Annotated in this window: 28 protein-coding genes; 20 read left to right on the forward strand and 8 right to left on the reverse strand. The window is 72.8% G+C overall.

Going from position 1 to position 25,869, the window contains the following annotated elements:
* Window positions 1-3 precede the first annotated feature (3 nt).
* From AB0G50_RS28985 to AB0G50_RS29015, 7 genes are read left to right on the forward strand one after another with little or no spacing between them, the layout of a single operon-like run.
* Window positions 4-954, forward strand: a complete 951-nt coding sequence (locus AB0G50_RS28985; protein WP_360114567.1) for an ABC transporter permease — start codon at window positions 4-6, stop codon at window positions 952-954.
* Window positions 951-1,766, forward strand: coding sequence for an ABC transporter permease (locus tag AB0G50_RS28990; protein WP_360114570.1), 816 nt, complete (start codon window positions 951-953; stop codon window positions 1,764-1,766). Before AB0G50_RS28985 ends, AB0G50_RS28990 begins: the two co-directional genes overlap by 4 nt.
* Window positions 1,763-3,571, forward strand: a complete 1,809-nt coding sequence (locus AB0G50_RS28995) for an ABC transporter ATP-binding protein (RefSeq protein ID WP_360114573.1) — start codon at window positions 1,763-1,765, stop codon at window positions 3,569-3,571. Before AB0G50_RS28990 ends, AB0G50_RS28995 begins: the two co-directional genes overlap by 4 nt.
* Complete coding sequence (locus AB0G50_RS29000) at window positions 3,568-5,226, forward strand: gamma-glutamyltransferase (protein WP_360114575.1); 1,659 nt, start codon at window positions 3,568-3,570, stop codon at window positions 5,224-5,226. The genes AB0G50_RS28995 and AB0G50_RS29000 overlap by 4 nt, the downstream gene beginning before the upstream one ends.
* Window positions 5,227-5,246: 20 nt before the next feature.
* Window positions 5,247-7,004 (forward strand): M28 family peptidase, encoded by a 1,758-nt coding sequence (locus AB0G50_RS29005; RefSeq protein WP_360114578.1) that lies wholly within the window; start codon window positions 5,247-5,249, stop codon window positions 7,002-7,004.
* Complete coding sequence (locus tag AB0G50_RS29010; RefSeq protein WP_360114581.1) at window positions 7,001-7,738, forward strand: SDR family oxidoreductase; 738 nt, start codon at window positions 7,001-7,003, stop codon at window positions 7,736-7,738. The genes AB0G50_RS29005 and AB0G50_RS29010 overlap by 4 nt, the downstream gene beginning before the upstream one ends.
* Window positions 7,735-8,775, forward strand: a complete 1,041-nt coding sequence (locus AB0G50_RS29015) for a 2-dehydropantoate 2-reductase (RefSeq protein WP_360114584.1) — start codon at window positions 7,735-7,737, stop codon at window positions 8,773-8,775. Before AB0G50_RS29010 ends, AB0G50_RS29015 begins: the two co-directional genes overlap by 4 nt.
* A 118-nt stretch (window positions 8,776-8,893) precedes the next feature.
* Here the strand turns inward: AB0G50_RS29015 and AB0G50_RS29020 are convergent, their stop codons facing one another.
* Window positions 8,894-9,919, reverse strand: a complete 1,026-nt coding sequence (locus tag AB0G50_RS29020) for an LLM class flavin-dependent oxidoreductase (RefSeq protein ID WP_360114587.1) — start codon at window positions 9,917-9,919, stop codon at window positions 8,894-8,896.
* A 340-nt stretch (window positions 9,920-10,259) separates the two neighbouring features.
* Between AB0G50_RS29020 and AB0G50_RS29025 the strand changes: the two genes are divergently transcribed.
* Window positions 10,260-11,009: a DUF2306 domain-containing protein gene (locus AB0G50_RS29025; RefSeq protein WP_360114590.1), complete on the forward strand. Its 750-nt coding sequence runs from the start codon at window positions 10,260-10,262 to the stop codon at window positions 11,007-11,009.
* A gap of 680 nt (window positions 11,010-11,689) precedes the next feature.
* Window positions 11,690-11,875 (forward strand): hypothetical protein, encoded by a 186-nt coding sequence (locus AB0G50_RS29030; RefSeq protein ID WP_360114593.1) that lies wholly within the window; start codon window positions 11,690-11,692, stop codon window positions 11,873-11,875.
* Window positions 11,876-12,013: 138 nt separating this feature from the next.
* Here AB0G50_RS29030 and AB0G50_RS29035 read toward each other — a convergent pair whose 3' ends face one another.
* The 3 genes from AB0G50_RS29035 to AB0G50_RS29045 form a co-directional block, all read right to left on the reverse strand.
* Window positions 12,014-12,664 (reverse strand): response regulator transcription factor, encoded by a 651-nt coding sequence (locus AB0G50_RS29035; protein ID WP_360114596.1) that lies wholly within the window; start codon window positions 12,662-12,664, stop codon window positions 12,014-12,016.
* A complete protein-coding gene (locus AB0G50_RS29040) occupies window positions 12,661-13,740 on the reverse strand; it encodes a histidine kinase (RefSeq protein WP_360114599.1) in 1,080 nt (359 codons plus the stop codon). The genes AB0G50_RS29035 and AB0G50_RS29040 overlap by 4 nt, the downstream gene beginning before the upstream one ends.
* Before the next feature lie 106 nt (window positions 13,741-13,846).
* Window positions 13,847-14,476, reverse strand: a complete 630-nt coding sequence (locus AB0G50_RS29045) for a snapalysin family zinc-dependent metalloprotease (protein ID WP_360114602.1) — start codon at window positions 14,474-14,476, stop codon at window positions 13,847-13,849.
* Between the two features lie 192 nt (window positions 14,477-14,668).
* On the opposite strand from AB0G50_RS29045, the gene AB0G50_RS29050 reads away from it, so the two are divergent.
* Complete coding sequence (locus tag AB0G50_RS29050; protein ID WP_360114605.1) at window positions 14,669-15,553, forward strand: TIGR03620 family F420-dependent LLM class oxidoreductase; 885 nt, start codon at window positions 14,669-14,671, stop codon at window positions 15,551-15,553.
* Between the two features lie 7 nt (window positions 15,554-15,560).
* Here AB0G50_RS29050 and AB0G50_RS29055 read toward each other — a convergent pair whose 3' ends face one another.
* On the reverse strand, window positions 15,561-16,721 hold the full coding sequence (locus AB0G50_RS29055; RefSeq protein ID WP_360114608.1) for an ROK family transcriptional regulator: 1,161 nt from the start codon (window positions 16,719-16,721) through the stop codon (window positions 15,561-15,563).
* A 187-nt stretch (window positions 16,722-16,908) separates the two neighbouring features.
* Here AB0G50_RS29055 and AB0G50_RS29060 point away from each other — a divergent pair, with 187 nt between their 5' ends.
* A complete protein-coding gene (locus tag AB0G50_RS29060) occupies window positions 16,909-17,628 on the forward strand; it encodes a GntR family transcriptional regulator (protein WP_360114611.1) in 720 nt (239 codons plus the stop codon).
* 13 nt (window positions 17,629-17,641) lie between these two features.
* On the opposite strand, the gene AB0G50_RS29065 is transcribed toward AB0G50_RS29060, so the two are convergent.
* Window positions 17,642-18,028: an STAS domain-containing protein gene (locus AB0G50_RS29065; RefSeq protein WP_360114643.1), complete on the reverse strand. Its 387-nt coding sequence runs from the start codon at window positions 18,026-18,028 to the stop codon at window positions 17,642-17,644.
* A 63-nt stretch (window positions 18,029-18,091) separates the two neighbouring features.
* On the reverse strand, window positions 18,092-18,274 hold the full coding sequence (locus AB0G50_RS29070) for a hypothetical protein (protein WP_360114614.1): 183 nt from the start codon (window positions 18,272-18,274) through the stop codon (window positions 18,092-18,094).
* A gap of 186 nt (window positions 18,275-18,460) precedes the next feature.
* Between AB0G50_RS29070 and AB0G50_RS29075 the strand changes: the two genes are divergently transcribed.
* Window positions 18,461-18,889 carry an ATP-binding protein gene (locus AB0G50_RS29075; RefSeq protein WP_360114617.1) on the forward strand — a complete coding sequence of 143 codons (429 nt, stop codon included), beginning with the start codon at window positions 18,461-18,463 and terminating at the stop codon, window positions 18,887-18,889.
* On the forward strand, window positions 18,886-19,266 hold the full coding sequence (locus AB0G50_RS29080) for an STAS domain-containing protein (protein WP_360114620.1): 381 nt from the start codon (window positions 18,886-18,888) through the stop codon (window positions 19,264-19,266). The genes AB0G50_RS29075 and AB0G50_RS29080 overlap by 4 nt, the downstream gene beginning before the upstream one ends.
* Here AB0G50_RS29080 and AB0G50_RS29085 read toward each other — a convergent pair.
* Window positions 19,263-20,021: an FAD:protein FMN transferase gene (locus AB0G50_RS29085; protein ID WP_360114623.1), complete on the reverse strand. Its 759-nt coding sequence runs from the start codon at window positions 20,019-20,021 to the stop codon at window positions 19,263-19,265. The genes AB0G50_RS29080 and AB0G50_RS29085 overlap by 4 nt on opposite strands.
* A 244-nt stretch (window positions 20,022-20,265) precedes the next feature.
* Between AB0G50_RS29085 and AB0G50_RS29090 the strand changes: the two genes are divergently transcribed.
* The 7 genes from AB0G50_RS29090 to AB0G50_RS29120 all read left to right on the forward strand — a co-directional run.
* A complete protein-coding gene (locus AB0G50_RS29090; RefSeq protein ID WP_360114626.1) occupies window positions 20,266-20,724 on the forward strand; it encodes an ML domain-containing protein in 459 nt (152 codons plus the stop codon).
* 63 nt (window positions 20,725-20,787) lie between these two features.
* Window positions 20,788-21,384, forward strand: coding sequence for a TMEM175 family protein (locus AB0G50_RS29095; protein ID WP_360114629.1), 597 nt, complete (start codon window positions 20,788-20,790; stop codon window positions 21,382-21,384).
* Between the two features lie 88 nt (window positions 21,385-21,472).
* Window positions 21,473-22,279 carry a CoA-transferase gene (locus AB0G50_RS29100; RefSeq protein WP_360114632.1) on the forward strand — a complete coding sequence of 269 codons (807 nt, stop codon included), beginning with the start codon at window positions 21,473-21,475 and terminating at the stop codon, window positions 22,277-22,279.
* A gap of 14 nt (window positions 22,280-22,293) precedes the next feature.
* Window positions 22,294-23,016 carry a CoA-transferase gene (locus AB0G50_RS29105; protein ID WP_360114646.1) on the forward strand — a complete coding sequence of 241 codons (723 nt, stop codon included), beginning with the start codon at window positions 22,294-22,296 and terminating at the stop codon, window positions 23,014-23,016.
* On the forward strand, window positions 23,013-24,185 hold the full coding sequence (locus AB0G50_RS29110) for a thiolase family protein (RefSeq protein WP_360114635.1): 1,173 nt from the start codon (window positions 23,013-23,015) through the stop codon (window positions 24,183-24,185). Before AB0G50_RS29105 ends, AB0G50_RS29110 begins: the two co-directional genes overlap by 4 nt.
* 8 nt (window positions 24,186-24,193) lie before the next feature.
* Window positions 24,194-24,964, forward strand: a complete 771-nt coding sequence (locus AB0G50_RS29115; RefSeq protein ID WP_360114637.1) for an IclR family transcriptional regulator C-terminal domain-containing protein — start codon at window positions 24,194-24,196, stop codon at window positions 24,962-24,964.
* 261 nt (window positions 24,965-25,225) lie between these two features.
* On the forward strand, window positions 25,226-25,869 hold a 644-nt coding region (locus AB0G50_RS29120), incomplete at its 3' end, for a N,N-dimethylformamidase beta subunit family domain-containing protein (RefSeq protein WP_360114640.1).

Here is a 25,869-nt window from a genome sequence, read left to right on the forward strand (position 1 = left end):
AGCATGATCAGGTTTCTGGCCCGGCGCCTCGCCGCGATGGTCGCGATGCTGTTGTTGGTGTCGTTCCTGGTGTTCAGCCTGCTCGCGCTGGCGCCCGGATCGCTGCTGGCGACGTTGATGGGCACCGCGCCGTCCACACCGGAGCTCATCGAGGCGACCACCGCGAAGTACCACCTCGACGACCCGTTCCTCGTGCAGTACGGGCGGTGGCTCGGCTCGGCGCTCCGGTTCGACCTCGGCACCTCCGTGCGGTCCGGCGAGGACGTGCTCGACGCGCTGGGCCAGACCCTGCCCATGTCCTTCCAGCTGGCGCTGTTCGCGCTGCTGCTGGTGGTGCTGGTGGGCATCCCGCTCGGCGCCGCGGCCGGGCTGCGGCGCGGCGCCGCGACCGACCGCGTCGTGTCCACCGTCGCCGCGTTCGGGATGAGCGCGCCGCCGTTCGCCGTCGGCCTGCTGCTGGTCTACGTGTTCGGCGTGCTGCTCGACTGGTTCCCGGTGTTCGGCTCGGGCGAGGGCTTCGGCGATCGGCTGTGGCACCTCGTCCTCCCCGCGGTGTCGCTCGCCACCGCGCTGATGGCGATCGTGCTGCGGCAGACGAGGGCGGCGATGCTCGACGTGATGGACCAGGACTACATCACCTTCGCCCGGGCGCGGGGCGTGGCGCCGACGCGGGTGCTGGTGAGGTACGCGCTGCGCAACGCGGCGGTGCCGATCGTGACCTCGTCGGGCGTGGTGCTGATCGCCGCGCTGTCCGGCGCCGTGCTGGTGGAGACGGTGTTCTCGCTGCCCGGCGTCGGGTCGCTGCTGGTGGTCTCGGTCAACACCAAGGACATCCCGGTGGTGCAGGGCATCGCGATGGTCGCCGCGGCCTTCGTGATCCTGGTGAACCTGGCGGTCGACGTGCTGACCGGGTTGTTGGACCCGCGCGTCCGGGCCCGGCAGGTGGCGTCGTGAGGCGCCTCGGGTGGCCCGCGATCGTGGCGGCCGTCCCGCTCGCGGTGATCCTGGTCTTCGTCGTCACCGGCGACCTGCTCGCGCCGTTCCCGCCCAACGAGCAGAACCTCCTGCTCAGCTCCGGCGGACCGACCGGCGAGCACTGGCTCGGCACCGACGACCTCGGTCGGGACGTGCTGTCCCGGGTGATCTCCGGCGCCCGGGTCGCGGTGATCGGTCCGCTGCTGGTGGCACTGGTCGCGGTGGCGGTCGGCATCTGCCTCGGTCTGGCCGCGGCCTACTACCGGGGCCGGGTCGACGCGGTGATCAGCAGGCTGGTGGACGTGATGTATGCGCTGCCCGCGCTGCTGGTGGCGATCGTCGTGGTCGGCATCTCCTCCGGCGGCTACGCGGTCACCGTGCTGGTGCTGTCGCTGCTGTCCGTGCCGACCGCGATCCGGATGATCCGCAGCGCCGCGAGCGTCCAGAGCGGACTCCCGTACGTGGAGGCCGCGCAGAGCCTGCGACTGCCCGCCCGCACCGTGATGTTCCGGCACGTGCTGCCGAACATCGTGCCCACGGTCGTCGCCACGTTCCTGCTGGACTTCGTGGTGGCCCTGATCGCCTTCTCCGCGCTGGCGTTCCTGGGCATCGGCGGTCAGCCGGGCAGCGCCGAGTGGGGCGTGATGATCGCGGACGGGCGCGAGCAGATCCTCTTCGAACCGTGGCTGGCGCTGGCGCCGGCCGTGATGATCATCCTCACCGCGGTCTGCGCGACCGTGCTGGGGGACAGCGTCTACGACCGGCTCACGGCACGGCGGGAGGCACGATGAGTCTGCTCACCGCGCACGGCGTGGACATCAGCCACCGGGATCGCCCGCTGGTGCGGGACGTGACGTTCGCCGTCGAGGCGGGCACGTCGGTCGGCATCGTCGGCGAGTCGGGCAGCGGCAAGTCGCTCACCGTCCGCTCGCTGGTCGGCCTGCTGCCCCGCGAGGTGGTCGCGACCGGGTCGGTCACCTTCGACGGGCAGGAGCTGCTCGGGCGGTCCGAACGCGACCTGCGCGCCGTGCGCGGCACCCGGATCAGCCTGCTGATGCAGGACCCGTTCTCCATGCTCAACCCCGTGCAGACCGCGTTCGCGCACGTGGCGGAAGGGCTGCCGGCCCGGCTCCGGGGCAACCGCGCCAAGGTGCGCGCGGAGGTCTACGGGCGGCTGGAGGAGGTCGGCCTCGACCCGGCGCGCGCCGCGCACCGCTACCCGTTCCAGCTCTCCGGCGGCATGCGGCAGCGGGTCGCGATGGCCGCGGCTCTGGCGGGCGACCCCGAGTTGCTCATCGCCGACGAGCCCACCACCGCGTTGGACGCCACCACGCAGGCCCAGGTCCTGGCCATGCTCGACAGCCTGCGCCGGCAGCGGGGCATGGCCCTGGTGCTGGTGACCCACGACCTCGGCGTCGCGTTCTCGGTGTGCGACCGGATCATGGTCATGTACGCCGGTGGTCTGGTCGAGCAGGCGCCCGCCGCCGTGCTGCGGCACGACCCTAGGCACCCGTACACCGCCGGACTGCTGCGCTCGCACCTGCCGATCGACCGCCGCGTCGAGCACCTGCGGTCGATCCCCGGCCGGGTGCCGCCCGCGGAGTCCGTCGGCGGCCAGTGCGGCTTCGCGTCGCGCTGCGCCTGGGCGGTGGCCGACTGCCGGTCCGAGCGGCCGGAACTGCGTCTGGTCGCACCCGGTCACACGACCGCCTGCCTGCGCGTGGACGAGATCGCGCCGGAACTCCTCGGCACGGACGAGGAGGGCGGGCAGGACACCGGGGACGTCAGCGTCGCCGACCCCGGTGTCCTGCTCACCGTCCGCGACCTGCGCAAGTCCTACCGGGACCTGGTCTCGGGCAAGCAGCGCACCCAGGCGTTGAAGGGCGTGTCCTTCGACGTCGGCGTGCACGAGTCGGTCGGCCTGGTCGGCGAGTCCGGCTCGGGCAAGACCACCATCGCGCGGGCGCTGCTCGGCCTGGTGCACCCGGACTCCGGGAGCATCGAGCTGGGCGGCCTGGACCTGGCGGACTACCGCAAGCTCACCCGGGCCCAGTCCCGCGAGGTCGCGAACCTCGTGCAGGTGGTCTTCCAGGACCCGTACTCCTCGCTGAACCCGGCGCGCACCATCGGCGCCACCCTCCGCGAGGCGATCCTCACCCGCGACCGGGACGCCGACCACCGCGGCGAGATCGCCGAACTGCTCACCCAGGTCGGGCTCACCGAGCGGCACGGGTTGCGCAGGCCCGCCCAGCTCTCCGGCGGCGAGCGCCAGCGGATCGCGATCGCGCGGGCCGTCGCGCTGCGGCCCCGGCTGCTGATCTGCGACGAGCCGGTGGCCGCGCTGGACGTCTCGGTGCGCGCGGAAATCCTGTCCCTGCTGCGGGAACTGCGGCAGCGGTACGGGATGAGCATGTTGTTCATCACCCACGAACTGTCCGTCGTACGGCAGATGACCGACCGCGTCCTGGTGCTCCACCACGGCGAGGTCGTCGAACACGGCCGCACGGCCGAAGTCCTCGACCACCCCGGGCACGCCTACACCGCCCGGCTCGTGGGCTCGGTGCTCGGGCTCGACCAGGAAGGAGTCGTCAGGTGACCAACGAGGGCAGGGTGGGACCCAAGACCCCGGTGTCCGGCGAACAGGCGGTGTGCTCCAGCCAGCACCCGATCGTCACGGACACGATGCGCGACGTGCTCGCGGGCGGTGGCACGGCGGTGGACGCCCTGATCGCCGGGTCGCTCGTGCAGGCCGTCGTGCAGCAGGACCTGACCAACCACGCCGGCATGTTCACCATGCTGTTCTGGGAAGCCGAAACCGGCACCGTGCACGAGCTGAACAGCCACGGCACGATCGTGCCCGACCTGCCGCCCTTCCACCGGGTGCCGCCGCCGCGCAGCCAGTACTCGGCGAGCGGCGCCGGTCCGTACGCGGTGATCCCGGGCTTCATGCCGGGCATGAAGGCGCTCTACGAGCGGTTCGCCACCCGGCCGTGGGCCGAGCTGTGCGCGCCGGCGGTGCACTGGGCCGAGGTCGGCCACGTGGTGGACTCGTTCGAGCACCTGGTGATGGCCCAGTCCTACGACTTCTTCCTCTACACCCCGTCCGGCCGCGCGCACTTCGCGCCCGGCGGGCACCTGCCGCAGGTCGGCGACCGGTGGCCCAAGCCGGAGCTGCACCGCACCATGGTGCGGCTGGCGGAAGAGGGTCCGGACTACTTCATCACCGGCGGCTGGGCACAGGACTTCGTGCGCCGGGCCAACGAGCTGGGTTGGCCGATCACCCTGGCGGACATGGCGGTGTCGCGCGCCGAGTGGGGCAGCGGGCTGCGCTACGAGCACCGCGGGCACGAGATCGTGCAGCTCTCGCCGCCCGAGCGGCAGGCCGTGTTCTGCTCGATGGTGCTGGGCATCCTGGACGAGCTGGACATCACCTCGGTGGGCCACTACACCGAGTCCGCCGAGGCGCTGTACTACCTGACCCACGCGCTGCGCCGGGCCGACAACGAGGCCAACCTGATCAACGACCCGCGGATCTTCGAGAACCCGGCCGAGGTGTTGATGTCGCGGGAGTTCCACGCGATGGCGGCCGAGCTGATCCGGCGGAGCCGACCCACGATCGACCTCGCCAAGCACGTCGAGGTGACCGGCGGCGCGGCCCGGTTGGCCGCGATCGGGCAGCTGCCCTCCCCCAAGCCCGCCCAGTCCGCCGGCAGCTGCGAACTGTCCATCGTGGACAAGCACGGCAACTGGGTGCAGTCGATGAACACCTTGCAGGGCTCGGGAATCCCGGGCGAGGTGATCGGCGGCGTCCCGATGATCGGCAGCAACGGCGTCAACAGCATGGACATGTGGATCGGCGGCTGGTTCACCGGCGGCGGCCGGATGCGGTGCGCGATCGGCAACACCCTGGTGTTCAAGGACGGCCGGCCCGTGCTGGGCCTGGGCTCGCCGGGCAGCGTGTACTGCACGGTTCCCCAGGTGCTGTCGAACATCCTGGACTACGGCATGGACCCGTACGCCGCCGAGGACGCGCCCCGGCTCTACCCGCTGCGCGCCGACTACCAGTTCTCGATGGAGAGCCGCGTGCCCGACGAGGTGACCCGCGGGGTGACCTCGCTCGGCCTGCTGATGTCGCCGCTGCCCGCCTACGACTGGCACCTGGGCTCGTTCCAGATGAGCTGGCGCGGCGAGGACGGCCGGCTGTTCGGCAGTGCCGGACCGCGCCGCGCGGGCAGCGCCGCGGCCCTGTGACCACGAAAGGACCATCCACAGTGGACAACGTAGGAACAGCGGACGCCCCGGTGGCCGACCACGCGCTCGCGGACGTGCTCCGGGTGACCGACGAGGTCTCCGCGCGGCGGCTGATGGACGTGCTGTCGCCGATGGCGCGGTGGACCAAGCACGCGGGCACGCCCGAGGAGCTGGACAGCCTCGCGTACGTCCGCGACACCCTGGACGAGCTGGGTTTCCACACCGAGCTGATCAGCCACGACGCCTACATCAGCCTGCCGGTGTCGGCCCGGGTCGAGGTCGACGACGACTCGCTCACCGCGCTCGCCGTGTCGTTCTCCCGGTCCACGCCGGCGGCCGGCCTCACCGGACGGCTGGTCGCGGTGGGCCGCGGCACGGCCGCCGACTACGAGGGCCTGGACGTCACCGGGTGCGTGGTGCTGATCGACGGCGTGCCGGGGCCGGACCAGACCATCGGCGCGGGAAGCCGGGGCGCGATCGCCCAGGTGCACGTCAGCCCGCACGACAAGCTGCACGAGATGTGCGTGTCCCCGGTGTGGGGCAGTCCGGGCGACGACACCGTGGACCGGTTGCCCGCCACCGCGGTGTGCTCGGTCAGCGCGACCGACGGCCGCAGGCTGCGGGAGGTGGCCGCGGCGGGTGGTGGGATCACCGTGCACACCGAGATCGACACCGGGTGGCGGCCGACGCCGATCCTCGTCGCGGACCTGCCGAGCGGACGCGGTGGCGACGAGGAGCCGTTCGTGTTCTTCACCGGCCACCACGACACGTGGCACTACGGCCTGATGGACAACGGCACCGCGAACGCCACCATGATCGAGATCGCCCGGATCGCCTCCGCGCACCGCGACCGGTGGCAGCGGGGTCTGCGGCTGGCCTTCTGGTCCGGCCACTCCCAGGGCCGCTACTCCGGTTCGGCCTGGTACGCCGACCACCACTGGGAGGAGCTGGAGGCCAGGGCGCTCGTCCACGTCAACATCGACTCGACCGGCGGCAACGGCAACACCGTCGTCGCCGACGCCACGTCGGCCGCCGAACTCGGCGAGCTGGCCCAGGAGGCGCTCCGCACCCAGGCCGGCCAGGACTGGGCCGGTCGCCGCATGCACCGCGCGGGCGACCAGTCGTTCTGGGGCATCGGGGTGCCCGCGATCTTCGCGAACCTGAGCGAGCAGCCGATCGACCCGGCGCTGACCAACGCGCAGGCGGCCGTGTTCGGCGGCGGGCCGCGCAAGGGCAACGGCACCGGCTGGTGGTGGCACACGCCCGAGGACACCCTGGACAAGATCGACCCGGAGCTGCTGGCCCGCGACACCCGGATCTACCTGCACGCGGTGTGGCGCCTGCTGACCGACGCCGCGCTGCCGCTGGACTTCACCCGGGCCTGCGAGGCGCTGGTGGACCGGCTGCGCGAGTTGCAGGCGGCCTCGGCCGACCGGCTCGACCTGTCGGTCGCGATCGCGCGCGGACTGCGGGCGGCCGAGCTGACCGGGGTGCTGTGGGCCGAGCGCGACGCCGACCCGAGCTGGTTCAACTCCGTCGTGCACCGCCTGTCCCGCCTGCTGGTGCCGCTCGACTACACCCGCGGCGACCGGTTCCGGCACGACCCGGCGCTGTTCGTCGGCGGGCTGCCCGGGCTCTCCGACGCGCCGCGGCTCGCCGGTCTCGACCCCGAGAGCGCCGAGTTCCGGTTCCTGCACTCCCGGTTGCAGCGGGAGCGCAACCGCATCACGGTGAACCTGCGGGACGTCGTGTCGTTCCTGGAAGGGGTCCTGGAGTGACCGAGCCGAGCGGACACCGCTACCTGGTCACCGGCGCGTCCGGCCGGATCGGCCGGGCCACCGCGCACCTGCTGGCCGCGCGCGGCGCGCAGGTGGTGACCCAGGACCGGGAGCCCGGTGCGGACGTCCACGCCGACCTCGCCGACGCCGACCTCGACGCCCTGGTGGCCGAGGCGGAGTCGGCGGGACCGCTGGACGGCGTCGTGCTGGCGCACGGGATCTACCCGAACCTCCCGATCGCGGAGATGACGGTGGCCGAGTGGGACGCGGTGTTCGCGGTGAACGTCCGGTCGGTCATGCTGATCACCCGCGCGCTGTTCCGGCGGTGGGTCGACCGCGGCACGCCGGGTTCGATCGTGGTGATCTCCTCGGGCGCGGCCCGCTCCGGACGGGCGGGCGGCGGCCACTACTGCTCGTCCAAGGCCGCCGTCGAGATGTTCACCCACGTCGCCGCGATCGAGGGCGGCCCGCACGGGATCCGGGTGAACGCCGTCGCGCCGGGTCTGGTCCTCGACCGGGTGATCGAACCGGACACCCCGGACGTGCCCGACTACTTCGCGCAAACGCTGGCCGCGACCCCGTTGCGCCGCACCGGCGACCCGGCCGACATCGCCGAAACCTGCGCGTTCCTGCTGTCGGACCGCTCCTCGTGGACCACCGGGGCGATCATCGACGTCAGCGGGGGCTCGCACACCGGCCGTCCGCACCTACCGTTGACGAGGGACCTGACATGACCATCCACATCGTGGGCGCGGGCGCCATCGGCGGCCTGATCGGCGCCCACCTGCACCGGGCCGGGCACGACGTGGTCCTCGTCGACGCCAACGCCGACCACGTGGCCGCGATCGCCGCCGACGGCCTGCGCGTCTCGGGCGAGGCGGACTTCGTCGCCCACCCCCGCGCGCTGCGCCCGGACCAGCTCGCCGAGCCGCTGCGCACCGTGCTGCTGGGCGTGAAGTCCCGGCACACGGCGGACGCGCTGCGGGTGGTCGAGCCGCTGCTGGCCGACGACGGGTTCGTGGTGTCGTTGCAGAACGGGTTGGAGGAGTACCCGATCGCGGCGGCCGTCGGTCCACAGCGGACGGTCGGTGCCCTGGTCACCTTCGGCGGCTTCTACCAGGAGCCGGGCCACATCACCTACGGCGGCCCGGGCACCTTCCGCGTCGGCGAACTCGACGGCCGCCCCACCGACCGGGTCCGCGACCTGGCCCGGGTGCTCGGCGAGTTCCACCCGACGGAGGTCACCGCCAACATCTTCGGCCACCTGTGGTCGAAGACGGCCATCGCCGCGGTCTACTTCGCCACCGCGGTGGCCGACGAGGACGTCCCGGTCCTGCTGGCCCGCCCCGAACACCGCCCGCTGTTCGGCCGACTGGTCGGCGAGGTGGAACGCGTCGCGGAGGCCGCCGGCGTGCACTGCGAGGTGGTGGACGGCTTCGACCCGACCCTCTTCGCCACCACCACTTCCACCACCGCCAACGGACCCGCGACCGCCGCCGGAACCGACGCCGCGGTCGAGGCCGCGTGGCAGGCCCAGATCACCTATTGGGTGTCCCACCAGCAAACCCGCACCGGCGTGTGGCGAGACCTGGCGATCCACCACCGCCCCACCGAGGTGGACCACATCCTCGGTCCGGTCCTGGACCTGGCCGACCGCCACGACATCCCCGTCCCGCACGTCCGCGCGGTGGTCGACGCGGTCCACCGGGCCGAGGAGGACCCGACCACGATGGGCGTCGCGGTGCTGGACGACCTGGCCGCGACTCGCTGAAACCCTGATCCACCAAGCAGTTCCGGCCGGGCGGGCACCAGTCCACTGTGGACCCGGTGGTGCCGCCCGGCCGGCGGTGAAGTCGGCCACGACCCCGCGGGGCCCGTGCCGGCGTCGGTCAGCCGGTGGACGCGGGGCTCCAGCCGAGTGCCGGGCCGAGCCTCGTCGCGATGTCGGTGAGGATTTGCAGGTAGTCCTCGTGCTCGAAGGTGAACGGCAGGGCGAAGGCGACCTCGTCGATCTCCTGGAACGCCGCGTGGGCGTGCAGTGCGGCGGCGATCTCGTCCGACGTGCCGACCAGGTCGCGGGCGAACATCATCCGGGCCGGGCCCTGCGGGGTGGCGGTGCGCGGGGTGCGGCTTTCCGCGTACGCCAGGTACTTCTCGCGCTGCGCGGCGGTCGCGCCGTCGGTCGGGATCACCACCAGGCCCTGGGACACCCTGGCCTTGTCGCCGTCCGGGTGGTGGGCGCGGAACTCGCGCACGTGCGACAGCTGCACCTGCTCGAAGTCCTCGGACTCCTCCGCCTTCACCACGCTGCTGGTCAGGAAGTTCATCCCGTTCTGCCCGGCCCACCGGGCCGACGCGAGACTCCCGCCCCCGTACCACAGCCGCCGCCCCAGGCCGGGCGAGTGCGGCTGCACGCGGTCGGAGAACACCTCGAACCCCCTGGTCCCGCTGAAGTCCGACGCGGGCTCACCCCGCACCAGGTCCAGCAGCCGCTTCACCCGCCCGTAGCCGAAGTCCTCCTGGTCGGCCGTGTCCGGGTAGAGCGCGCCCTTCACGTGGTCGAAGTGGAACGGCGGCCCGACGCTGACCCCCGGGTTGAGCCGACCACCGGACAGCACGTCCACCGTGGCCAGGTCCTCGGCCAACCGCAACGGGTTCTCCCACCCGAGCGGGATCACCGCGGTGCCGAGGTGGATCCGACTGGTCCGCTGAGTCGCGGCGGCCAGCAACGCGACCGGCGAGGACACCCCGTGCTGGAGGTGCCGGTGCCGGACCCACGCACTGTCGAACCCCAACTCCTCGCCGAACCGGATGACCTCCAACGTCGACTCGTGCCCGGGCCGCGGATCCCCCGCGTCGAACAACCCGATGGTCAGGAAGCCGAGCTTCCGCAACGGTTCCGAACTCCGGGGCACAGTTCCTCCTCAGCCGACCGCCTCTGCACCCGCCATTGTCCCCGCCACCACCCGTCCGGCCCCACCCGTTCCACCGACTGGACGCCCGGGGCACGCCGGGTAGCCGTGGTCGAGCCACGACACCACCACCCGGATGGGGCATTCGCGCGCACCGGGCTGCCCGCCAGGTCCTGAGTGGTCCGGTCGTGAGCGTGCGGGCGTGTCGAGCCGACCGGCACGACCGATCGCCGCCGAGGTAGGAGCCAGCCGAAAGTACGAGTCGAGGTCCATGCTTCCGGCCAGGCCCCTCCCGGCCTCGAGACCGATGACCCCCGCCCCACCCCCGGCCAGGATTCCCGGTATGACAACAAGACCGTGGCTCCTCCCCCTCGGACTGGTGCTGCTGACCCTCGTGCCGATGGCCGGCGGGGTGCTCAGGCTGGGCCAGGTCGCCGCCGGCGCGGTGACGCCCGAGAACGCCCGCTTCCTGGCCTCGCCGGTGCCGATCGTGCTGCACGTCGTCGGCGCGACCCTGTTCTGCCTGCTGGGCGCGTTCCAGTTCGTGCCGGCGCTGCGCCGAAGACGGTGGCACCGGGTGGCCGGCCGAGTGCTGGTGCCCGCCGGCGCGGTGGCCGCGCTGAGCGGCCTGTGGATGACCCTGCTCTACCCGCGCGCGGAGGGCGACGGAGTGCTGCTGTGGTCCCTGCGCCTGACGTTCGGCACCGCGATGCTGGTGGCCCTGGTACTGGGAGTGCTCGCCATCAGTCGCCGCGACGTGCCACGACACCGGGCGTGGCTGGCCCGCGCCTACGCGATCGGCCAGGGCGCGGGCACCCAGGTCCTGACAACCCTCCCGTGGGTACTGCTGGTGGGGCCACCCAGCGTGCTCACCCGAGCACTGCTGCTGGGCGCAGGCTGGGTACTCAACCTCCTGGTAGTGGAATGGGCCCTACACCGCCGCCCTACCCACCCATCCACCCACACTCACGCCCGCACCGCCCGCACCGCCCGCACCGCCCGCACCGCTGGCACCGCTGGCACCGCTGGCACCGCTGGCAATGAAGGCTGGCGGCCGTGGGCTGGCGGCGTCATGAGGGGACGCCGCCCATGAAGGCGACCGGTGGCCTGGATGAGCAGCGGGCAGGGAGCAGCGGCCAGCAGCCAGCAGCCAGCGGCGAGCAGCGAGCAGCCAGCGGCCAGCGGCGGGCAACGGGCGGCGAGCAGCGAGCAGCGGACAGCGGACAGCGGACAGCGGACAGCGAGCAGCGAGCAGCGGTCGGCGAGCAGCGGACAGCGGGCAGGGAGCAGCGGGCAGGGAGCAGCGGGCAGCGAGCAGCGGGCAGCGGACAGCCAGCAGCGGACAGCCAGCAGCCAGCGGCGAGCAGCGAGCAGCCAGCGGCGAGCAGCCAGCAGCCAGCAGCCAGCAGCCAGCGGCGAGCAGCGGGCAACGGGCAACGGGCGGCGAGCAGCGGGCAGCGGGCAGCGACGAGGGCGACCGGCCGCCTTGGCGGGCGGAGGGCAGGGCTGGAGCGAGCCGGCGGTAAGGTCCGCCGCCGCAAACCGATCGACGCCAAGCCTGAGCACTTGGTGGCGTGACCTGCGTGCCGGCCGCGTCGCGGCTGCGTTGGCCGGCGAGCTCCACCGGGGCGTTGCCTCCCGCGGCCAGCCTGCCCGTGACCACCCTGTCAGTGACCACCGCCAGTGGTCGCGCTGCCGGTAGCCACCCTGCTGCAACCACCCTGCCGGTGATCGCTTAGCCGGTGATCGCCCAGCAGATGGTCGACCCTGCTGATGCGCGTGCTGCCGATGGCCATCCGGCCGGTGATCGCCCTGGTGGTGGTCGCCTTGCCAGTCGTCATGCTGCCGGCGGTCACTCTGCCGGCGGTTGAGGAGCAGCAGCGCCTGCGCGGTCGCGGCAAGCCGTTGGCCGAAGTAGCGGGGAATCGAGGTGCATTCGTGTGCCGGCTTCGCCCGTAGTTCACGGTGCTCCAAGATCGTGGCGTGGGTTGAGGACGTCCTGACCGGCGTACCGCAGGCACACCCGGAACCGGGTCGGCGTTGGGTGGGAACGGTTGCCCAGCTTGCTGTTCGGTGCCTCGGGCGGCCGCCTGCCGGCTAGGGAGAGCCCGCCCGGCCTGTCTCGTACGCCCACATCGCGATCTCCACCCGGTTTCGCGCGCCCAGCTTCGCCATCAGGCTCGCCACGTGCGTCTTCACCGTGCTCAACGTGATGTACAGCTCGGCCGCGACCTCGGCGTTCGTCCGCCCCCGGGCCACCGCACCCAGCACCTGCTCCTCGCGCTCGGTCAACGGGTCGACCGGCTGCACGGGCGTCGCCCGCCCCGCGAAGGTCGCCAGCAACCGGGCGGTCACGCTCGGCGCGATCAGCGCGTCGCCGTTCGCCGCCGCGTGCACCGCCTGGGTCAGCAACGCGGGCCCGGCGTCCTTGAGCAGGAACCCCCGCGCACCCGCCCGCAACGCTTCGTGCACGTACTCGTCCAAGTCGAACGTGGTGATCACGACCACCGCCAGCGGCGAGGCCACCCCGGGGCCGGCCACCGCCCTGGTCGCCTCGATCCCGTCCAGCCGCGGCATCCGCACGTCGAACAGGCACACGTCGGGCCGCAACCGCCGGGCCAGCGCCACGGCCTCCTGGCCATCACCCGCCTGCCCCACGACCTCGATGCCCGGCTGCGCGTCGAGGATCATCGCCAACCCGGTCCGCACGATCTCCTGGTCGTCGGCCACGACCACCCGCACCGTCACCCTGCGTCACCCCTCAACGGCAGCACCGCGGTCACCGTCCACCCGCACACCGGGTCCGGACCCGCCGAGCACGTGCCGCCCAGCAGGGCGGCCCGTTCGGCCATGCCCGCCAGACCGTAGCCGGTCGCCCGGACCGGGCCGCCCTCGCCGTCGTCGTGCACGCGCAGCACCACGGACCCGCCCTCGAACCCCACCCGCACCTCGATCAGGGTCGCGTTGCGCGCGTGCCGCCGGGCGTTGGTCACCGACTCCTGGGCCATCCGGTAGAGCGCCGCGCCCACCGCCGCCGGCACCTCGCCCGCGGCCACCTCCACGTCCACCGCCGGAACGGCGTCACCGGACGCGAGACCCTCCACATCGGACAGACCGGGACTGGGCGCGCGGCCGGGGTCGAGCCGCAGCACCCGGACCAGCCCGCGCATGTCGGCGAGCGCCCGCGACGCCTCGGCCTCGATCACCTCCAGCGCCTCGACCGCCGCCTCCGGCCGCAGCCGCGCGAGCGCACGACCCGCCTGCGCCCTGATCACCACCGCCGACACGTGGTGCGCCACCACGTCGTGCAGGTCGCGCGCGAGCCGTTCCCGCTCGCGCAGCTTGACCTGGTCCAGCAACCGCAGCCGCTCCCGCTCCCGGAACCGGACGACCGCGCCCACCCCACCGGACACGACCAGCACCGCCACACCGTCGAACAGGTGACCCCAGTGCGTCGCCAGGTGCAGGACCACCGCGACCAGCCCGACCTCGACCTCCCGCGCGGAACCCCAGCGGACCAACGAGTACGGCACCACCAGCACGAAGGCCGCGGAGAACGCGCCGACCGGCTCGAGCACCAGCGGCGCGAGGTCCGTCACCCCGAACGTCACGAGGAACACGGCCAGCGGGTGGGTGCGCCGCCACGCCAACCCCGGCGCCAGCACCGCCAGCACGACCGTCCACGCGGTACCCGACGGCAGGTCCCGCAGCACACCCTCGACCACCACCGCCGCGAGCACCACGCCGACGAGCACCCAGTCCCGCCACCCCGGCGGCGGGGCGCCCGGCGGTCGTGGCTCGTCCCGGAGGAGGTGCGGCGGCATTGCCCGATGTTACAAGCGGTTCCGGCCCGGTCGGATCAGCCGGAAGTACGACCTGAACGCCCGTGCGGGACGGCGCTGTCCGCACCGCCCCGCACGGGATCCCCGGTCAGTAGACGAAGCACTCCGTGCCGGCGAAGCCCGCCGCGCGCACGTCGGAAAGCGCCGCGGCGCCACCGAAGTTCCGCTGCACCTCGGCCTTCTCGGCCGCGTTGGGCAGGTCGTTGCGGCACGTCGCCGGCGCGCTGGAGCCCGACATCAGGTCGGTGCACAACCCGGTGCGCCGGTCGGGCAACCCGAGGATGTGCCCGATCTCGTGGGTGGTGATGCGCGGCCGGTAGTGGCCGAGCTGGACGGCCTCCCGTCCCATGTAGACGGTGCCGTTGCCGAGCGACGTCGGGATCGCCCGCGGCCAGCCGTTGTCCGCGTAGATCCGGATGTTGGTCGGCGTGCCGGCGGTCTTCTTCACCAGCTTGACGACGGTCACGGACTTGTTCCAGTTCTCCGCGGCCTTGTCCCAGTCGGCGGCGAACTCCTGCGCCTGGCTGGTGTCGTAGTACAGGGTCCGCACCAGCGCCTTGGTGTCCGCGGACGCGGCGGGCGCGGCGACCGCGACCAGCGGCAGCAGCACTCCCACCGCGACGGCGACGACGCGCAAGGCCTTTCGCACGAGCATGGTGATCTCCTCGTTGAGCAGGGAAGCCGAGAGCGAAGACGACAGGGTGCTCTCGTCATCCACGCAACCAGTCACAGCGAGCAACCACCACCCCCATCGGTAGGGTTCCGGACGAACTGGCACGAAACAGAGGAAACGCCACCCCGCGTCCGCCCACTGAACCCGCCGTCCCGCCAACCGGGAGCCCCGAGACGAACCGGAGCAGTGATCCGTATTATCCGGAGCACTGCTCCGACACCGTTCATTGGGGGAACGATGCCTTTGCCACCACTGGGTCGCGTCGGCCTGTGGGCGTCCGCGCTCGACCTGCTGCCCGTCGCCCGGACCACCGAACTGGCCGCCGAGGCCGAGGAACTGGGCTTCGGCTCGCTCTGGCTGAGCGAGGGTCTGGTCCGCGACCCGTTCGTGCAGTCCGCGCTGCTGCTCGGCGCCACCCGTCGACTCGCCGTCGGCATCGGCGTCGCGGTGATCCACGGCCGGCACCCGCGCCGGACCCGCGGTCTGGCCCGCGCCGTCGCCGACGCGCACCCCGACCGGTTCGCGCTCGGCCTCGGCGTCTCGCACCCGCTGGTCGTGGAGAACGTGCTGAACCTGCGGTACGAGCGGCCGCTCGCCGCGCTGCGCGAGTACCTGGCCGACCTCGACGCGCCGGACCCGCTGCTCGACCTGGTCGGACTGCCCACCGACCAGCCGCACACGCCGAGGGTGCTCGCCGCGCTCGGCCCCCGGGCGCTGCGCCTGGCCCGCGACCACGCCGACGGCGCGATCACCTACCTGGTCACGCCCGAGCACACGGCCCGGGCCCGGGAACTCCTCGGACCCGACCGCACGCTGGTCGTCGAGCAGGCCGTGGTCGTGGACCCCGGCACGGAGCGCCCGCGCGACCACGTCGCGCAGTACCTGCGGATCGAGCCGTACCGGGTCAACTGGCGGCGGCTCGGCTTCGGCGACGATGACGTGGCCGACGGCGCGAGCGACCGGCTGGTCCACGCGCTGGTCGCCGTCGGCGAGGAGGAGATCGCCGCGCGGGTCCGGGCGCACTTCGACGCCGGCGCGGATCACGTGTGCCTGCAAGCACTCCCGGCCGACTTCACCACCCCGGCCGTCGACCAGTGGCGACGACTGGCGGCAGTGGTCTAGTCGGGAACTACAGCAGCGCGGTGAGGCGCTCCTCCACGTGGTCGAGCGCCCTCCGCACCGCCCCCAGCGCGACACCGGCCGCGCCGAGCGTCGACACCCGCAGGTCCAGCGGCGCGAGCAACAACGGGCGCAGGCGTTCCCGCACGAGGTCGAACAGCACGTCGCCCGCCCGGGACACGCCACCGCCGACCACCACGCGCTGGGGGTCTATCAACAACAGCTGCACCGCCAGACCGCGGGCGAACCGGGTGGCGATGGTGTCCACCACGGCCAGCGCGGCCTCGTCGCCCGCCCGCGCCGCGTCGAACAGCGGCGCGATGTCGCGGGTCCGCTGGAGCACGTCGCACAGCCCGTCCTCGCACCGCTCCAGCGCCAGGCTCAGGATCGCGCCCGCGCCGACCAGCCGTTCGAACGCGCCCAGCCCGTGCGACGCGGCGGGCGGGCGGGCGTCGAGGTCGGTGACGAGGTCGATGAACCCCAGCTCCCCCGCCGCCGAGGACGCGCCGCGGTAGGGCTTGTCGTCGATCACCATGCCGGTGCCGATGCGCTCGCCCCACTGCACGAACAGCAGGTTGTCGGTCGCCTCGCCGCGCCACCGCTCGGCCATGACCGCCAGGTTGACGTCGTTCTCGATGTAGACCGGGCAGCCGAGCCACTCGCGCAGCGCGGCGATCACCGGCAACCCGGTCCAGCCCGCGATGCTCGGCGCCAGCACGACCTCGCCGCTCGCCTGGTCCACGATGCCCGGCGCGCCGACCGCGGCCGACCACAACCCGGCCAGCTCCAACCCCGCCTCGGCGGCGGTGTCGGCCAGCGTGGACCGCAGCAGGTCGACCACCTGGTCGCCGGTGGGGTTGGGCGGGGTGAGCGCCTGGCGCTCGGCCAGCACGGTGCCCGCCAGGTCGGCGACGATCACCAGCACCTTGTTCGGCCCGATGTCGATGCCGGCCACGTGACCCAGCTCGGCCCGGAACCGGGCCCGTGAGGCGGGTCTGCCGATGTGGTGCTCGGCCGCGCCGGTGACCTCGGCGATCCCGGCGTCGGTCAACGCGGCCAGCGCCCGGCTGACGGCCGGTCGGGAGAGTCCGGTGGCAAGGACGATGTCGGACACGGTGGCCAGGTGGCCTTCCGCGTCCCTCAGGGCGTTGAGCACGGCTGTGGCGTTCATCTTCCGCAGCACGTGCGGCCCGGTGGCTCCGGCTGACACGCAGTCCCTCGCAATCAGGTGACGCGCACCGTAGCAGAACGGACCTCTTGACAATTGGTACAGACCATAGCAGAGTATCGAACGATTCGTTAGTAACAAATCCCCTGCTCATCGAGGTACCGCGGCCCCCGATACGAGAGAGACAGCAGTGGAAGACCTGAAGTACCGGCTGATCGCCGACCACCTGATCGCGGGCATCGACCGCGGTGAGCACCCGGTCGGGAGCACACTCCCGACGTTGCAGCAGCTCATGGACATGTTCGAGGTCGCGCGCGGCACCGCCCGCGCGGCCGTCGCCGTGCTCGTGGCGGAAGGCCTGGCCATCCCCCGGCAGGGCTACGGCACCGTCGTGTCCGGCACCCGCACGCCGCCCGAGGTGGCGCCGCGCATCCTCCCCCACGGCGCGACCTACCCCAAGGTCGTCCTCAGCGGGTGGGCGACGGCGAGCCCCGAGGTCGCCGGCAAGCTCGGCATCGCGGTCGGCGGTCTGGTCGTGCACCGCGTGCGCCACCACTACACGGGCGCGCGCGTGACGGGCATCGAGCAGCACTGGCTGCCCCGGCACGTGGCCACGGTGGTCGAGCAGCGCATGGGCAACGACATCGCCGACCACGAGAACACCCCCGAGCCGGACCTCACCCCGTTGCTGCGGCACGCGGGCCTGGAGCCGATCGTGGCGACCGTGCAGGTCGGCGCGCGGCTGCCGGAGGAGGCGGAGTCGGACACCATGGGCATCCCCACCGACACGCCGGTGGTGGTGATCAACCGGATCACGCACAGCTCGTCCGGCACCCCGATCGAGGCGACGACGCTGGTCGCGACGGCCGGTCGCACCGCGCCGAGGTTCACCGTCCCGCTGACGAGCTGAGACCCGGTGGCCGTCAAGCCTTCTCCGGCTCGTCGGTCACCGCCTGGTCCACCGAGTCCACCACGGTGACGATGCGCGTCAGCGCGGTCGCCCAGAGCACCCGGGCCACCTTGTGCTCCGGCGCCAGCACGACCGCCAGCGAGCGCCCGCGCTCCACCGCCTCGCCGTGCGCGCGGATCAGGGCGGACAGGCCGACCGAACCCAGGAAGTCGACGGCGTTCAGGTCCACCGCCACCAGCGCGGCGGTGTCGTCGGTTTTCGCGAGGCCCTCGTCCAGCGCCCCCTCCAGGACGGAGAGGGAGTCCTGGTCGATGTCACCGCCCACGAGGACGTGGACGACGCGGCCCTCGGCCGCCGTCTCCACCCTGGCCCACGGCTTGCTCTCCGGTGTGCTCACCACCTCAGCCAACCACGTCACCCGCTGGTGGGCGCGTCGACGGCGGGTGACCACCGCGACACCGGCTCACACGGCGATGATCAGGATCAGCCACAGCGCGGCGGCGAACAGCAGGCCCGCGAAGGTCGCCGTGGAGTTGCGCAGCTTGGACGAGGGCTCGTCGGAGCGCCCGTACTTGATCAGCAGCACCGTGTTCACGACGAGCAGGACGACGACGGAGAACATCAGCACCGGGATCATGGCCGCCATTTCGGTTCGGTGGGTGGGACCGGACCCGTGCCCGGGCCCGTGCAGTCCGACGTGACCGTATCCCCCGCGGTTTCCGGCAATTCGCCCACACTCGGCCGACTTCCCGCCGCCTTCCCGGTTTCCTGCGCCGAACGGGGGTACCCCTGGACGGACCCGACCTGGCCGCCGCACGAGGGGGAACGCCCGATGACCACCCAGCACCGCTCCGGAGCCGACCGGGAGACCACGGACGTCTCGCGGGACCTCGGCACCACGTCCAACCGGGAAATCCGGCGGTTGGTGGGCCTGCTGCTGGCGGACCACGGTGTCGTCGCGGAAGACGCGGTGCTGGTGGTGGACGAACTGGTGAGCAACGCGCGCCGGCACGGCACGCCACCCCGGCGGTGCAGGTTGCTGCTGCACCCCGGCCGCCGGCTGCGCGTGGAGGTGGAGGACTCCACGTCCGCGCACCCCCGCGCCCGCACCCCCGACCACACCGGTGGTCGCGGACTGCTGCTGGTGGAGCGGCTGACCGCGCAGTGGGGCGTGCTGCACCACGCGTTCCACAAGACGGTGTGGGCCGAGATCGCGCTGGACCGCAAGGCCGCGCACCTCGCCGTCGTGCCCACCGCGTGAGCCCGCGCCCCTGGGACGGCGCGCTGCGCACCACCCGACACCTCGTCGACGGCACGTCGGTCATGGCCGTCACGGGCGAGGTGGACGACGAGTCGGCGCCCGCGCTGCGGCACGCGCTCACCGTCGCGGTGAACGGGGACGACTCGCCCTCGTGCGTGGTGGACCTGAGCGGCGTCACGTTCCTCAACTCCGCCGGCTTGACCGCGCTGGTCGAGGTGGCGTGGCACGCGGAGACCCGACGGCGGCGGTTGCGCCTGGTGGTGGACGCGAACCGGCTGGTGATCAGGCCGATCGAGCTGACCGGCCTCGACCGGTCGCTGTCCCTGCACCACACCGTCGCCGAGGCGGCCGCCCACAGTCCACAAAGGACGAATTAGCCGACGACGGTCGTCGTGCCGTCCCGCCACACCACCAGACCTGTGCGGCCGGTGCGCGCGCCGAGCCAGTCCACGGCGGCGGCGCCCTGCGCGTGCGCGGCGGTGGCGTCGATGGCCGCCCACGTCAGGGAATCCGCGACGACGGTGACCGAGGCGACGTCGGCCGGCGGGCGCCCGGTGCGGGCGTCCACCACGCCACCGGGCCGCGCGACCGACGTGGCGACCGCGCCGGTGAACACCGGCACCACCGCGACGACGCGCTTGGGCTGGTGCGGGTGCGCCACGCCGACCCGCCACGGCTCGCTGCCCGGGTGCAGCGTCCGGCACACCAGGCCGCCGCCGACGGACAGCCGGAAGTCGGTGGCGGGCAACGCCCTCAGGTGGCTCGCGGCCCGTTCCGCGGCCCAACCCCCGACCACGCCGCCCGGGTCGAACACCGCCGTGCCGTCCGGGCCGGGTCGGGTCGCGGCGAACGCGCCGCCGGACTCGCGCTCGGCCCGCTCACCGAGCCGCAGCACCTCCACGACCTCGGGCGGGCAGTCGGCCAAGCCGATCTCGCCGCGACCCAGCCGGGACACGAACGAGTTCCGCCGGGCGCCGAACACCCGGTCGACGTGCCGGAGCACGGCCGTCACGGCGGCCCACGCGGCGTGCGCGCGGTCGTCGTCGGCGTGCCTGCCGCGCAGGTCGAGGGTGATCGACGTGCCCATCGCCTCGCCCGCGTACCGGGCGGCGGCGACGACCGCCGCGGTCACCGGACCCCCTCGTGCGCGTCAGACCCGCACCGCACTCCGACCCGTCCATCACAGCTCACCGCAGCGGTCCTCCCGTCGAGTGCGGACGAGCCTCGCGCGCCCGGCTGAGAGCAGGTGGGGAGGAACCTGTGCGCCGGCTGTGAGTCCGGGCCGCGAATCACCCGAAAAGGGCGCGGAACCGCGCTGCGCGCCGACGACGCGTCACCCACCGTGGAGCAATCGACCACGGACCGGAGCACCAGCCATGAGACGAACCCTCGCCGCGCTGACCGCCGCCGTCGCGGCGCTCGCCCCGACGACGCCCGCGCACGCCCTTCCCGGCTGGTCCTACGAGGACTGCGCCACCGCCGGCCACGACTTCGCCCTGCACACCGTCGGGCTGACCCCGGACCCGCCGGCCGCCGGGCAGGGGTTCACCGTCCGGCTCGCCGGCACCGTCGTGCGGACGATCGAGAGCGGCGCGCTCGCCCACGTCTCGATCGACGTCGGCGACCTCACCGTGATCAGCCGCACCTACGACCTCGGCCAGGAGTTGGCGCAGACCGACCCCTCGCTGCGGCTCCCCCTGACGCCGGGCTTCTACACGATCCCGTTCGACTTCCCGGGCAGCCTGCCGAAGCAGGTCTTCCGGATCCGGATCCGGGTCGACAACGCCGACGAGCACCACGCGGCCTGCGTGGACCTCTCACTCGACCTGCGCTGACCCGGCGCGGTGGTCTCGGCGGGCGGCGTTGGTAACCTCCCGCCGAGTGCGGAGGGGGCGCGGATGGGTGCCGACGGGAAGTCTCCGGAGCGGTTGGTGTTCTTCACCGACGCGGTGGTCGCGATCGCGTTGACGTTGCTGGTGCTGCCGCTGACCGAGGTGGTCGGCGAGGTGGTGCGGGAGCACGGGCGGTCGGTCGAGGTGGTCACCGGCAACCGGTGGCAGATCTACAGCTTCCTGCTCAGCTTCGCGGTCATCGCGCGGCTCTGGGTGGTGCACCACCGGCTGTTCGAGTCGATCAAGTCCTACAGCGAGGGGCTCGTGCTCGCGAACTTCTGCTGGTTGCTGAGCGTCGTCGTGCTGCCGTTCCCCACCGAGATGGTCGGCGGGTTCGACACCGACCGGTTCACCGCCCTGTTCTACATCGGCACGATCCTCGCCGGCGCGCTGTCCCAGACCGCCATGCTCTTCATCGCCCGGGGCAACCCCGACCTGACCCGCGAACCGATCTCCGACCAGCGGGTGGCCAACGCGGTCGGCACCGTCCTGGTGCTCGTGGTGGCCATGGCGCTCGGCGCGCTCCGCCCCGATCTCGGCTACTTCGGGCTGTTCCTGCTCTTCGTGCCACCCCTCGTCGCCCGCCGCTGGTCCGACGCCTGACGACCCACCCCGCGGTTGACCGGCTTTCGCACGACCACGTATGTTCGTATGCAGAACAAGTGTTCGGCATGCGAACATCGGAGTGGCGATGGCAGTAGGCACAACACTCGCCGACGCGGTGCGGGAGTTGGTGCGCGACGGGGACGTGGTCGCGCTGGAGGGGTTCACCCACCTGATCCCGGTGGCCGCCGGGCAGGAGATCATCCGGCAGGGTCGCCGCGACCTCACCCTGGTCCGGATGACGCCCGACATCGTGTACGACCAGCTCATCGGGGCCGGTTGCGCGCGCAAGCTGGTCTTCTCCTGGGGCGGCAACCCCGGCGTCGGCTCGCTGCACCGCTTCCGCGACGCCGTGGAGCACGGGTGGCCGCGCGCCCTCGAACTCGAGGAGCACAGCCACGCGGGCATGGCCAACCGCTACGTCGCGGGCGCCTCGGGTCTGCCGTTCGCGGTGCTGCGCGGGTACGTCGGCACCGACCTGCCCGGGGTCACCCCGACGATCAAGCCCATCACCTGCCCGTTCACCGGCGAGGAGTTGGCCGCGGTGCCCGCGATCAACCCCGACGTGACCGTGGTCCACGCCCAGCGCGCCGACCGCCGGGGCAACGTCCAGCTGTGGGGCCTCGTGGGCGTGCAGAAGGAGGCCGTGCTGGCCGCGAAGCGCAGTCTCGTGACGGTCGAGGAGATCGTGGACGAGCTGACCCCGACGCCGGGCGCGGTCGTGCTGCCGAGCTGGGCCGTGACGACCGTGGTCGCGGTGCCCGGCGGCGCGCACCCGTCCTACGCCCAGGGCTACTCGGAGCGCGACAACGCCCACTACGCCGCGTGGGACGCGATCAGCCGCGACCGCGAGGCGTTCACCGGCTGGCTCGACGACCTGAGGAGCGCGAAGTGACACCGGACGAGGTCATGACCATCGCCGCGGCCCGCGCGCTCACCGGCGACCGGCGGGTGTTCGTCGGCATCGGACTGCCGTCCACCGCGGCGAACCTGGCCCGCCGCACGCACGCGCCGGACCTGGTGCTGATCTACGAGTCGGGCACGCTCGGCTCGAAGCCGACCCGGCTGCCCGCGTCGATCGGCGACGGGATCCTGGCCGAGACCGCGGACGCGGTGATCAGCGTCCCCGAGGTCTTCAACTACTGGCTGCAACCCGGTCGCATCGACGTGGGTTTCCTCGGCGCGGCCCAGCTCGACCGGTTCGGCAACATCAACACCACCGCGATCGGCGACTACCACCACCCGAAGGTCCGGCTGCCCGGCGCGGGCGGCGCGCCGGAGATCGCGGCGTCCTGCGGCGAGGTGTTCGTGGTGGTGCGGCAGAGCAGGCGCAGCTTCGTGGAGCGGGTCGACTTCGTCACCTCGTTCGGCCACGGCCGGGGCGGCGACGCCCGGCGGGAGCTCGGACTGCGCGGCGCGGGCCCGACCCGGGTGATCACCGACCTCGGCGTGTTCCGGCCGGACCCGGAAACCCGGGAACTCGTGCTGACCGACCTGCACCCGGGCGTCGAGGTGGCCGACGTGCGGGAGGCGACGGGCTGGGAGTTGAGGGTGGCCGCCGACCTCGGCCGCACTCCCCCGCCCACCGACGCGGAACTGGCCGCGCTGCGGACGTTGAAGGAGGCTTCGTGACCACGTTCATCCTGGACGGCGTGCGCACGCCGTTCGGCCGCTACGGCGGCGCGCTGTCCGGCACCCGGCCCGACGACCTGGCCGCGCACGTGCTGCGGACCCTGCGCGACCGCGCCGACTTCGACCCGGCCGACGTGGACGAGGTCGTGCTGGGCGCGGCGAACCAGGCGGGCGAGGACAACCGGGACGTGGCACGCCTGGCGTCCCTGCTCGCCGGCTGGCCGACCTCGGTGCCCGGCACGACGGTGAACCGGCTGTGCGGGTCCGGGATGGACGCGGTGTTCCACGCCTCGCGCACGATCGACGTCGGTGACGCCTCGCTCGCGGTCGCGGGCGGCGTCGAGTCGATGAGCCGCGCGCCGTGGGTGCTCCTCAAGCCCGGCAAGGGTTTCCCGGCCGGGCACGAGACGCTGCACTCCACCACGCTGGGCTGGCGGATGACCAACCCGGCGCTGCCCGCCGAGTGGACCATCCCGCTGGGCGAGTGCACCGAACTGCTGGCCGGGCAGCACGGCATCGGGCGGGAGAGGCAGGACGAGTTCGCGCTGGCCAGCCACCGCAACGCGGCGCGGGCGTGGGACGAGGGGTTCTTCACCGACCACGTGGTGCCGGTCGGCGAGCTGACCCGCGACGAGGGCATCCGGGCCGACACCAGCCTGGCGAAGCTCGCCGCGCTCAAGCCCGCGTTCCGTCCACAGGGGACGGTCACGGCCGGCAACTCCTCGCCCCTCAACGACGGCGCGGCCGCGCTGCTGCTCGGCGACGAGGCCGCGGCGGCCAGGCTCGGCGTGACCCCGCTCGCCAGGGTCGCCGCGCGGGCGGCGGTCGGCGTCGACCCGCAGGTGTTCGGCATCGGACCGGTGCAGGCCGCGGAGAAGGCGTTGGCCCGGGCCGGCATCGGCTGGTCCGACCTCACCGCGGTCGAGCTGAACGAGGCGTTCGCCGCGCAGTCGCTGGCGTGCCTCGACCAGTGGCCCGACCTGGACCCGGCGATCGTCAACGTCCGGGGCGGCGCGATCGCGATCGGGCACCCGCTGGGCGCGTCCGGCGCGCGGGTCGTGCTCCAGCTCGCGCACGAGCTGAAGGCGCGCGGCGGCGGCTGGGGACTGGCGGCGCTGTGCGTGGGCGTCGGCCAAGGCCTCGCGGTCGTGCTGGAGTCCGCCGGCTAGGCTGAGCTGTGTCCGAAGACGAGATCCCGGAGCGCGGCGCGCACCACGTCCAGTCGCTGGAACGCGGCCTGGCGGTGATCCGCGCGCTGCGCCCGACCGGGCTCACGCTGACCGACGTCGCGAAGTCCACCGGGTTGACCAGGGCCGCCGCGCGGCGGTTCCTGCTCACCCTGGTGGACCTCGGCTACGTGCGCACGGACGGCAAGCACTTCTCGCTCACCGCCCGGGTACTCGACCTCGGGTACGCCTACCTGGCCGGGTTGCCGCTGCCGGACGTGGCGCGCCCGCACCTGGAACGGCTGTCCGCCCAGGTCGGCGAGTCGAGCTCGGTGTCCGTGCTCGACGGCGCGGACGTGGTGTACGTGGCGCGCTGCGCGGTGTCCCGGATCATGGCCGTGTCGATCACCGTGGGCACCCGGTTCCCGGCCTACGCCACGTCGATGGGCCACGTGCTGCTGGCCGGTCTGCCCGCCGCGGAACTGGACCGGTACCTCGCCTCCACCCGGCTGGAACCGCTCACCGCGCACACCACCACCTCACCCGAACGGCTGCGGGCGCGGTTGGTCGAGGTCCGTGAACGCGGGTGGGCACTCGCCGACCAGGAGTTGGAGGAGGGTCTGCGCTCGGTCGCGGCGCCGTTGCGGGACCGAGCGGGTCGCGTCGTCGGCGCGCTCAACATCTCCACGCACGCCAGCCGCACCACCACCGACCACGCCCGGGACGGCCTCGTGCCGCCCCTGCTGGCGTGCGCCGCGGCGGTCGAGGCCGACCTGCCATGACGTCCTCTGTGGACGAAACCCGAATCGACCGCCAACCACCCGGTCGGACCAACCGGAACCACCCTCGCCGGTGAGGTGCGCACCGCAACGGCCCAACCCCCTTTGGGCCGAACGCTTCCGGGCGCGCTGAAACCTTCGGCCCGAAGATCACCGGCGGATGCCGCAACGCGCCCGAAGCACCGTAACGACCATCTACGGCCTCCCGATTCCCGCCGTGGCGCCCCCTGTTAGGGGTTGCCGGCCGACGAGGGGGAAGAAGCCATGGGCGCTGCCCGTTCCAGAATCCGCGCGGTGGCGGCCTGGCTGTCGGGGGTGGTCGTCCTGGCCGCGCTGGTGGTCGTGCCGACGCTGGTGGCCGCACCGGTCGCGGTCGCGGCGCCGTGCGACCCGCCGGTGGTCAACAAGATCGCCTGCGAGAACCTCCAACCCGGCGCGGACGACTGGCAGGTCCAGTCCCGCGACGACGCGATCCTCGGCTACACCACGGACATCAGCTCGACGCCCGGTGGTCGCGTGGACTTCAAGATGCTGACCACCGCCACGTCCTACACGATCGACGTCTTCCGGCTCGGCTGGTACGGCGGCAAGGGCGCGCGCAAGATCGACACCGTGCGCCGGACCACGCCGCAGAGCCAGCCGCCGTGCCTGCGCGACGGCCCGACCGCGCTGATCGACTGCGGCAACTGGGCCGTGTCGGTGAGCTGGAACGTGCCCGCCACCGCCGTCTCGGGCATCTACTACGCCCGCGTGACGCGGGACGACAACGGGTTGCAGAACGAGATCGCGTTCGTGATCCGGGACGACTCGAGCCACTCCAAGGTGCTGTTCCAGACCTCGGACGCGACGTGGGAGGCCTACAACCGGTACGGGGGCAACAGCCTGTACTTCGGTGACGGTCCGGGTCA

Origin of the sequence: Actinosynnema sp. NPDC020468 (assembly GCF_040642015.1) — a bacterium.
Classification (GTDB): domain Bacteria; phylum Actinomycetota; class Actinomycetes; order Mycobacteriales; family Pseudonocardiaceae; genus Actinosynnema.

Excerpts from the sequence above, each read along its gene's own strand:
- AB0G50_RS28985 (WP_360114567.1), top strand. The coding sequence starts at position 4 with ATGATCAGGTTTCTGGCCCGGCGCCTCGCCGCGATGGTCGCGATGCTG.
- AB0G50_RS28995 (WP_360114573.1), top strand. The coding sequence starts at position 1,763 with ATGAGTCTGCTCACCGCGCACGGCGTGGACATCAGCCACCGGGATCGC.
- AB0G50_RS29015 (WP_360114584.1), top strand. The coding sequence starts at position 7,735 with ATGACCATCCACATCGTGGGCGCGGGCGCCATCGGCGGCCTGATCGGC.
- AB0G50_RS29025 (WP_360114590.1), top strand. The coding sequence starts at position 10,260 with ATGACAACAAGACCGTGGCTCCTCCCCCTCGGACTGGTGCTGCTGACC.
- AB0G50_RS29030 (WP_360114593.1), top strand. The coding sequence starts at position 11,690 with ATGCGCGTGCTGCCGATGGCCATCCGGCCGGTGATCGCCCTGGTGGTG.
- AB0G50_RS29040 (WP_360114599.1), bottom strand. The coding sequence starts at position 13,740 with ATGCCGCCGCACCTCCTCCGGGACGAGCCACGACCGCCGGGCGCCCCG.
- AB0G50_RS29050 (WP_360114605.1), top strand. The coding sequence starts at position 14,669 with ATGCCTTTGCCACCACTGGGTCGCGTCGGCCTGTGGGCGTCCGCGCTC.
- AB0G50_RS29055 (WP_360114608.1), bottom strand. The coding sequence starts at position 16,721 with ATGAACGCCACAGCCGTGCTCAACGCCCTGAGGGACGCGGAAGGCCAC.
- AB0G50_RS29070 (WP_360114614.1), bottom strand. The coding sequence starts at position 18,274 with ATGGCGGCCATGATCCCGGTGCTGATGTTCTCCGTCGTCGTCCTGCTC.
- AB0G50_RS29075 (WP_360114617.1), top strand. The coding sequence starts at position 18,461 with ATGACCACCCAGCACCGCTCCGGAGCCGACCGGGAGACCACGGACGTC.
- AB0G50_RS29090 (WP_360114626.1), top strand. The coding sequence starts at position 20,266 with ATGAGACGAACCCTCGCCGCGCTGACCGCCGCCGTCGCGGCGCTCGCC.
- AB0G50_RS29095 (WP_360114629.1), top strand. The coding sequence starts at position 20,788 with ATGGGTGCCGACGGGAAGTCTCCGGAGCGGTTGGTGTTCTTCACCGAC.
- AB0G50_RS29100 (WP_360114632.1), top strand. The coding sequence starts at position 21,473 with ATGGCAGTAGGCACAACACTCGCCGACGCGGTGCGGGAGTTGGTGCGC.
- AB0G50_RS29105 (WP_360114646.1), top strand. The coding sequence starts at position 22,294 with ATGACCATCGCCGCGGCCCGCGCGCTCACCGGCGACCGGCGGGTGTTC.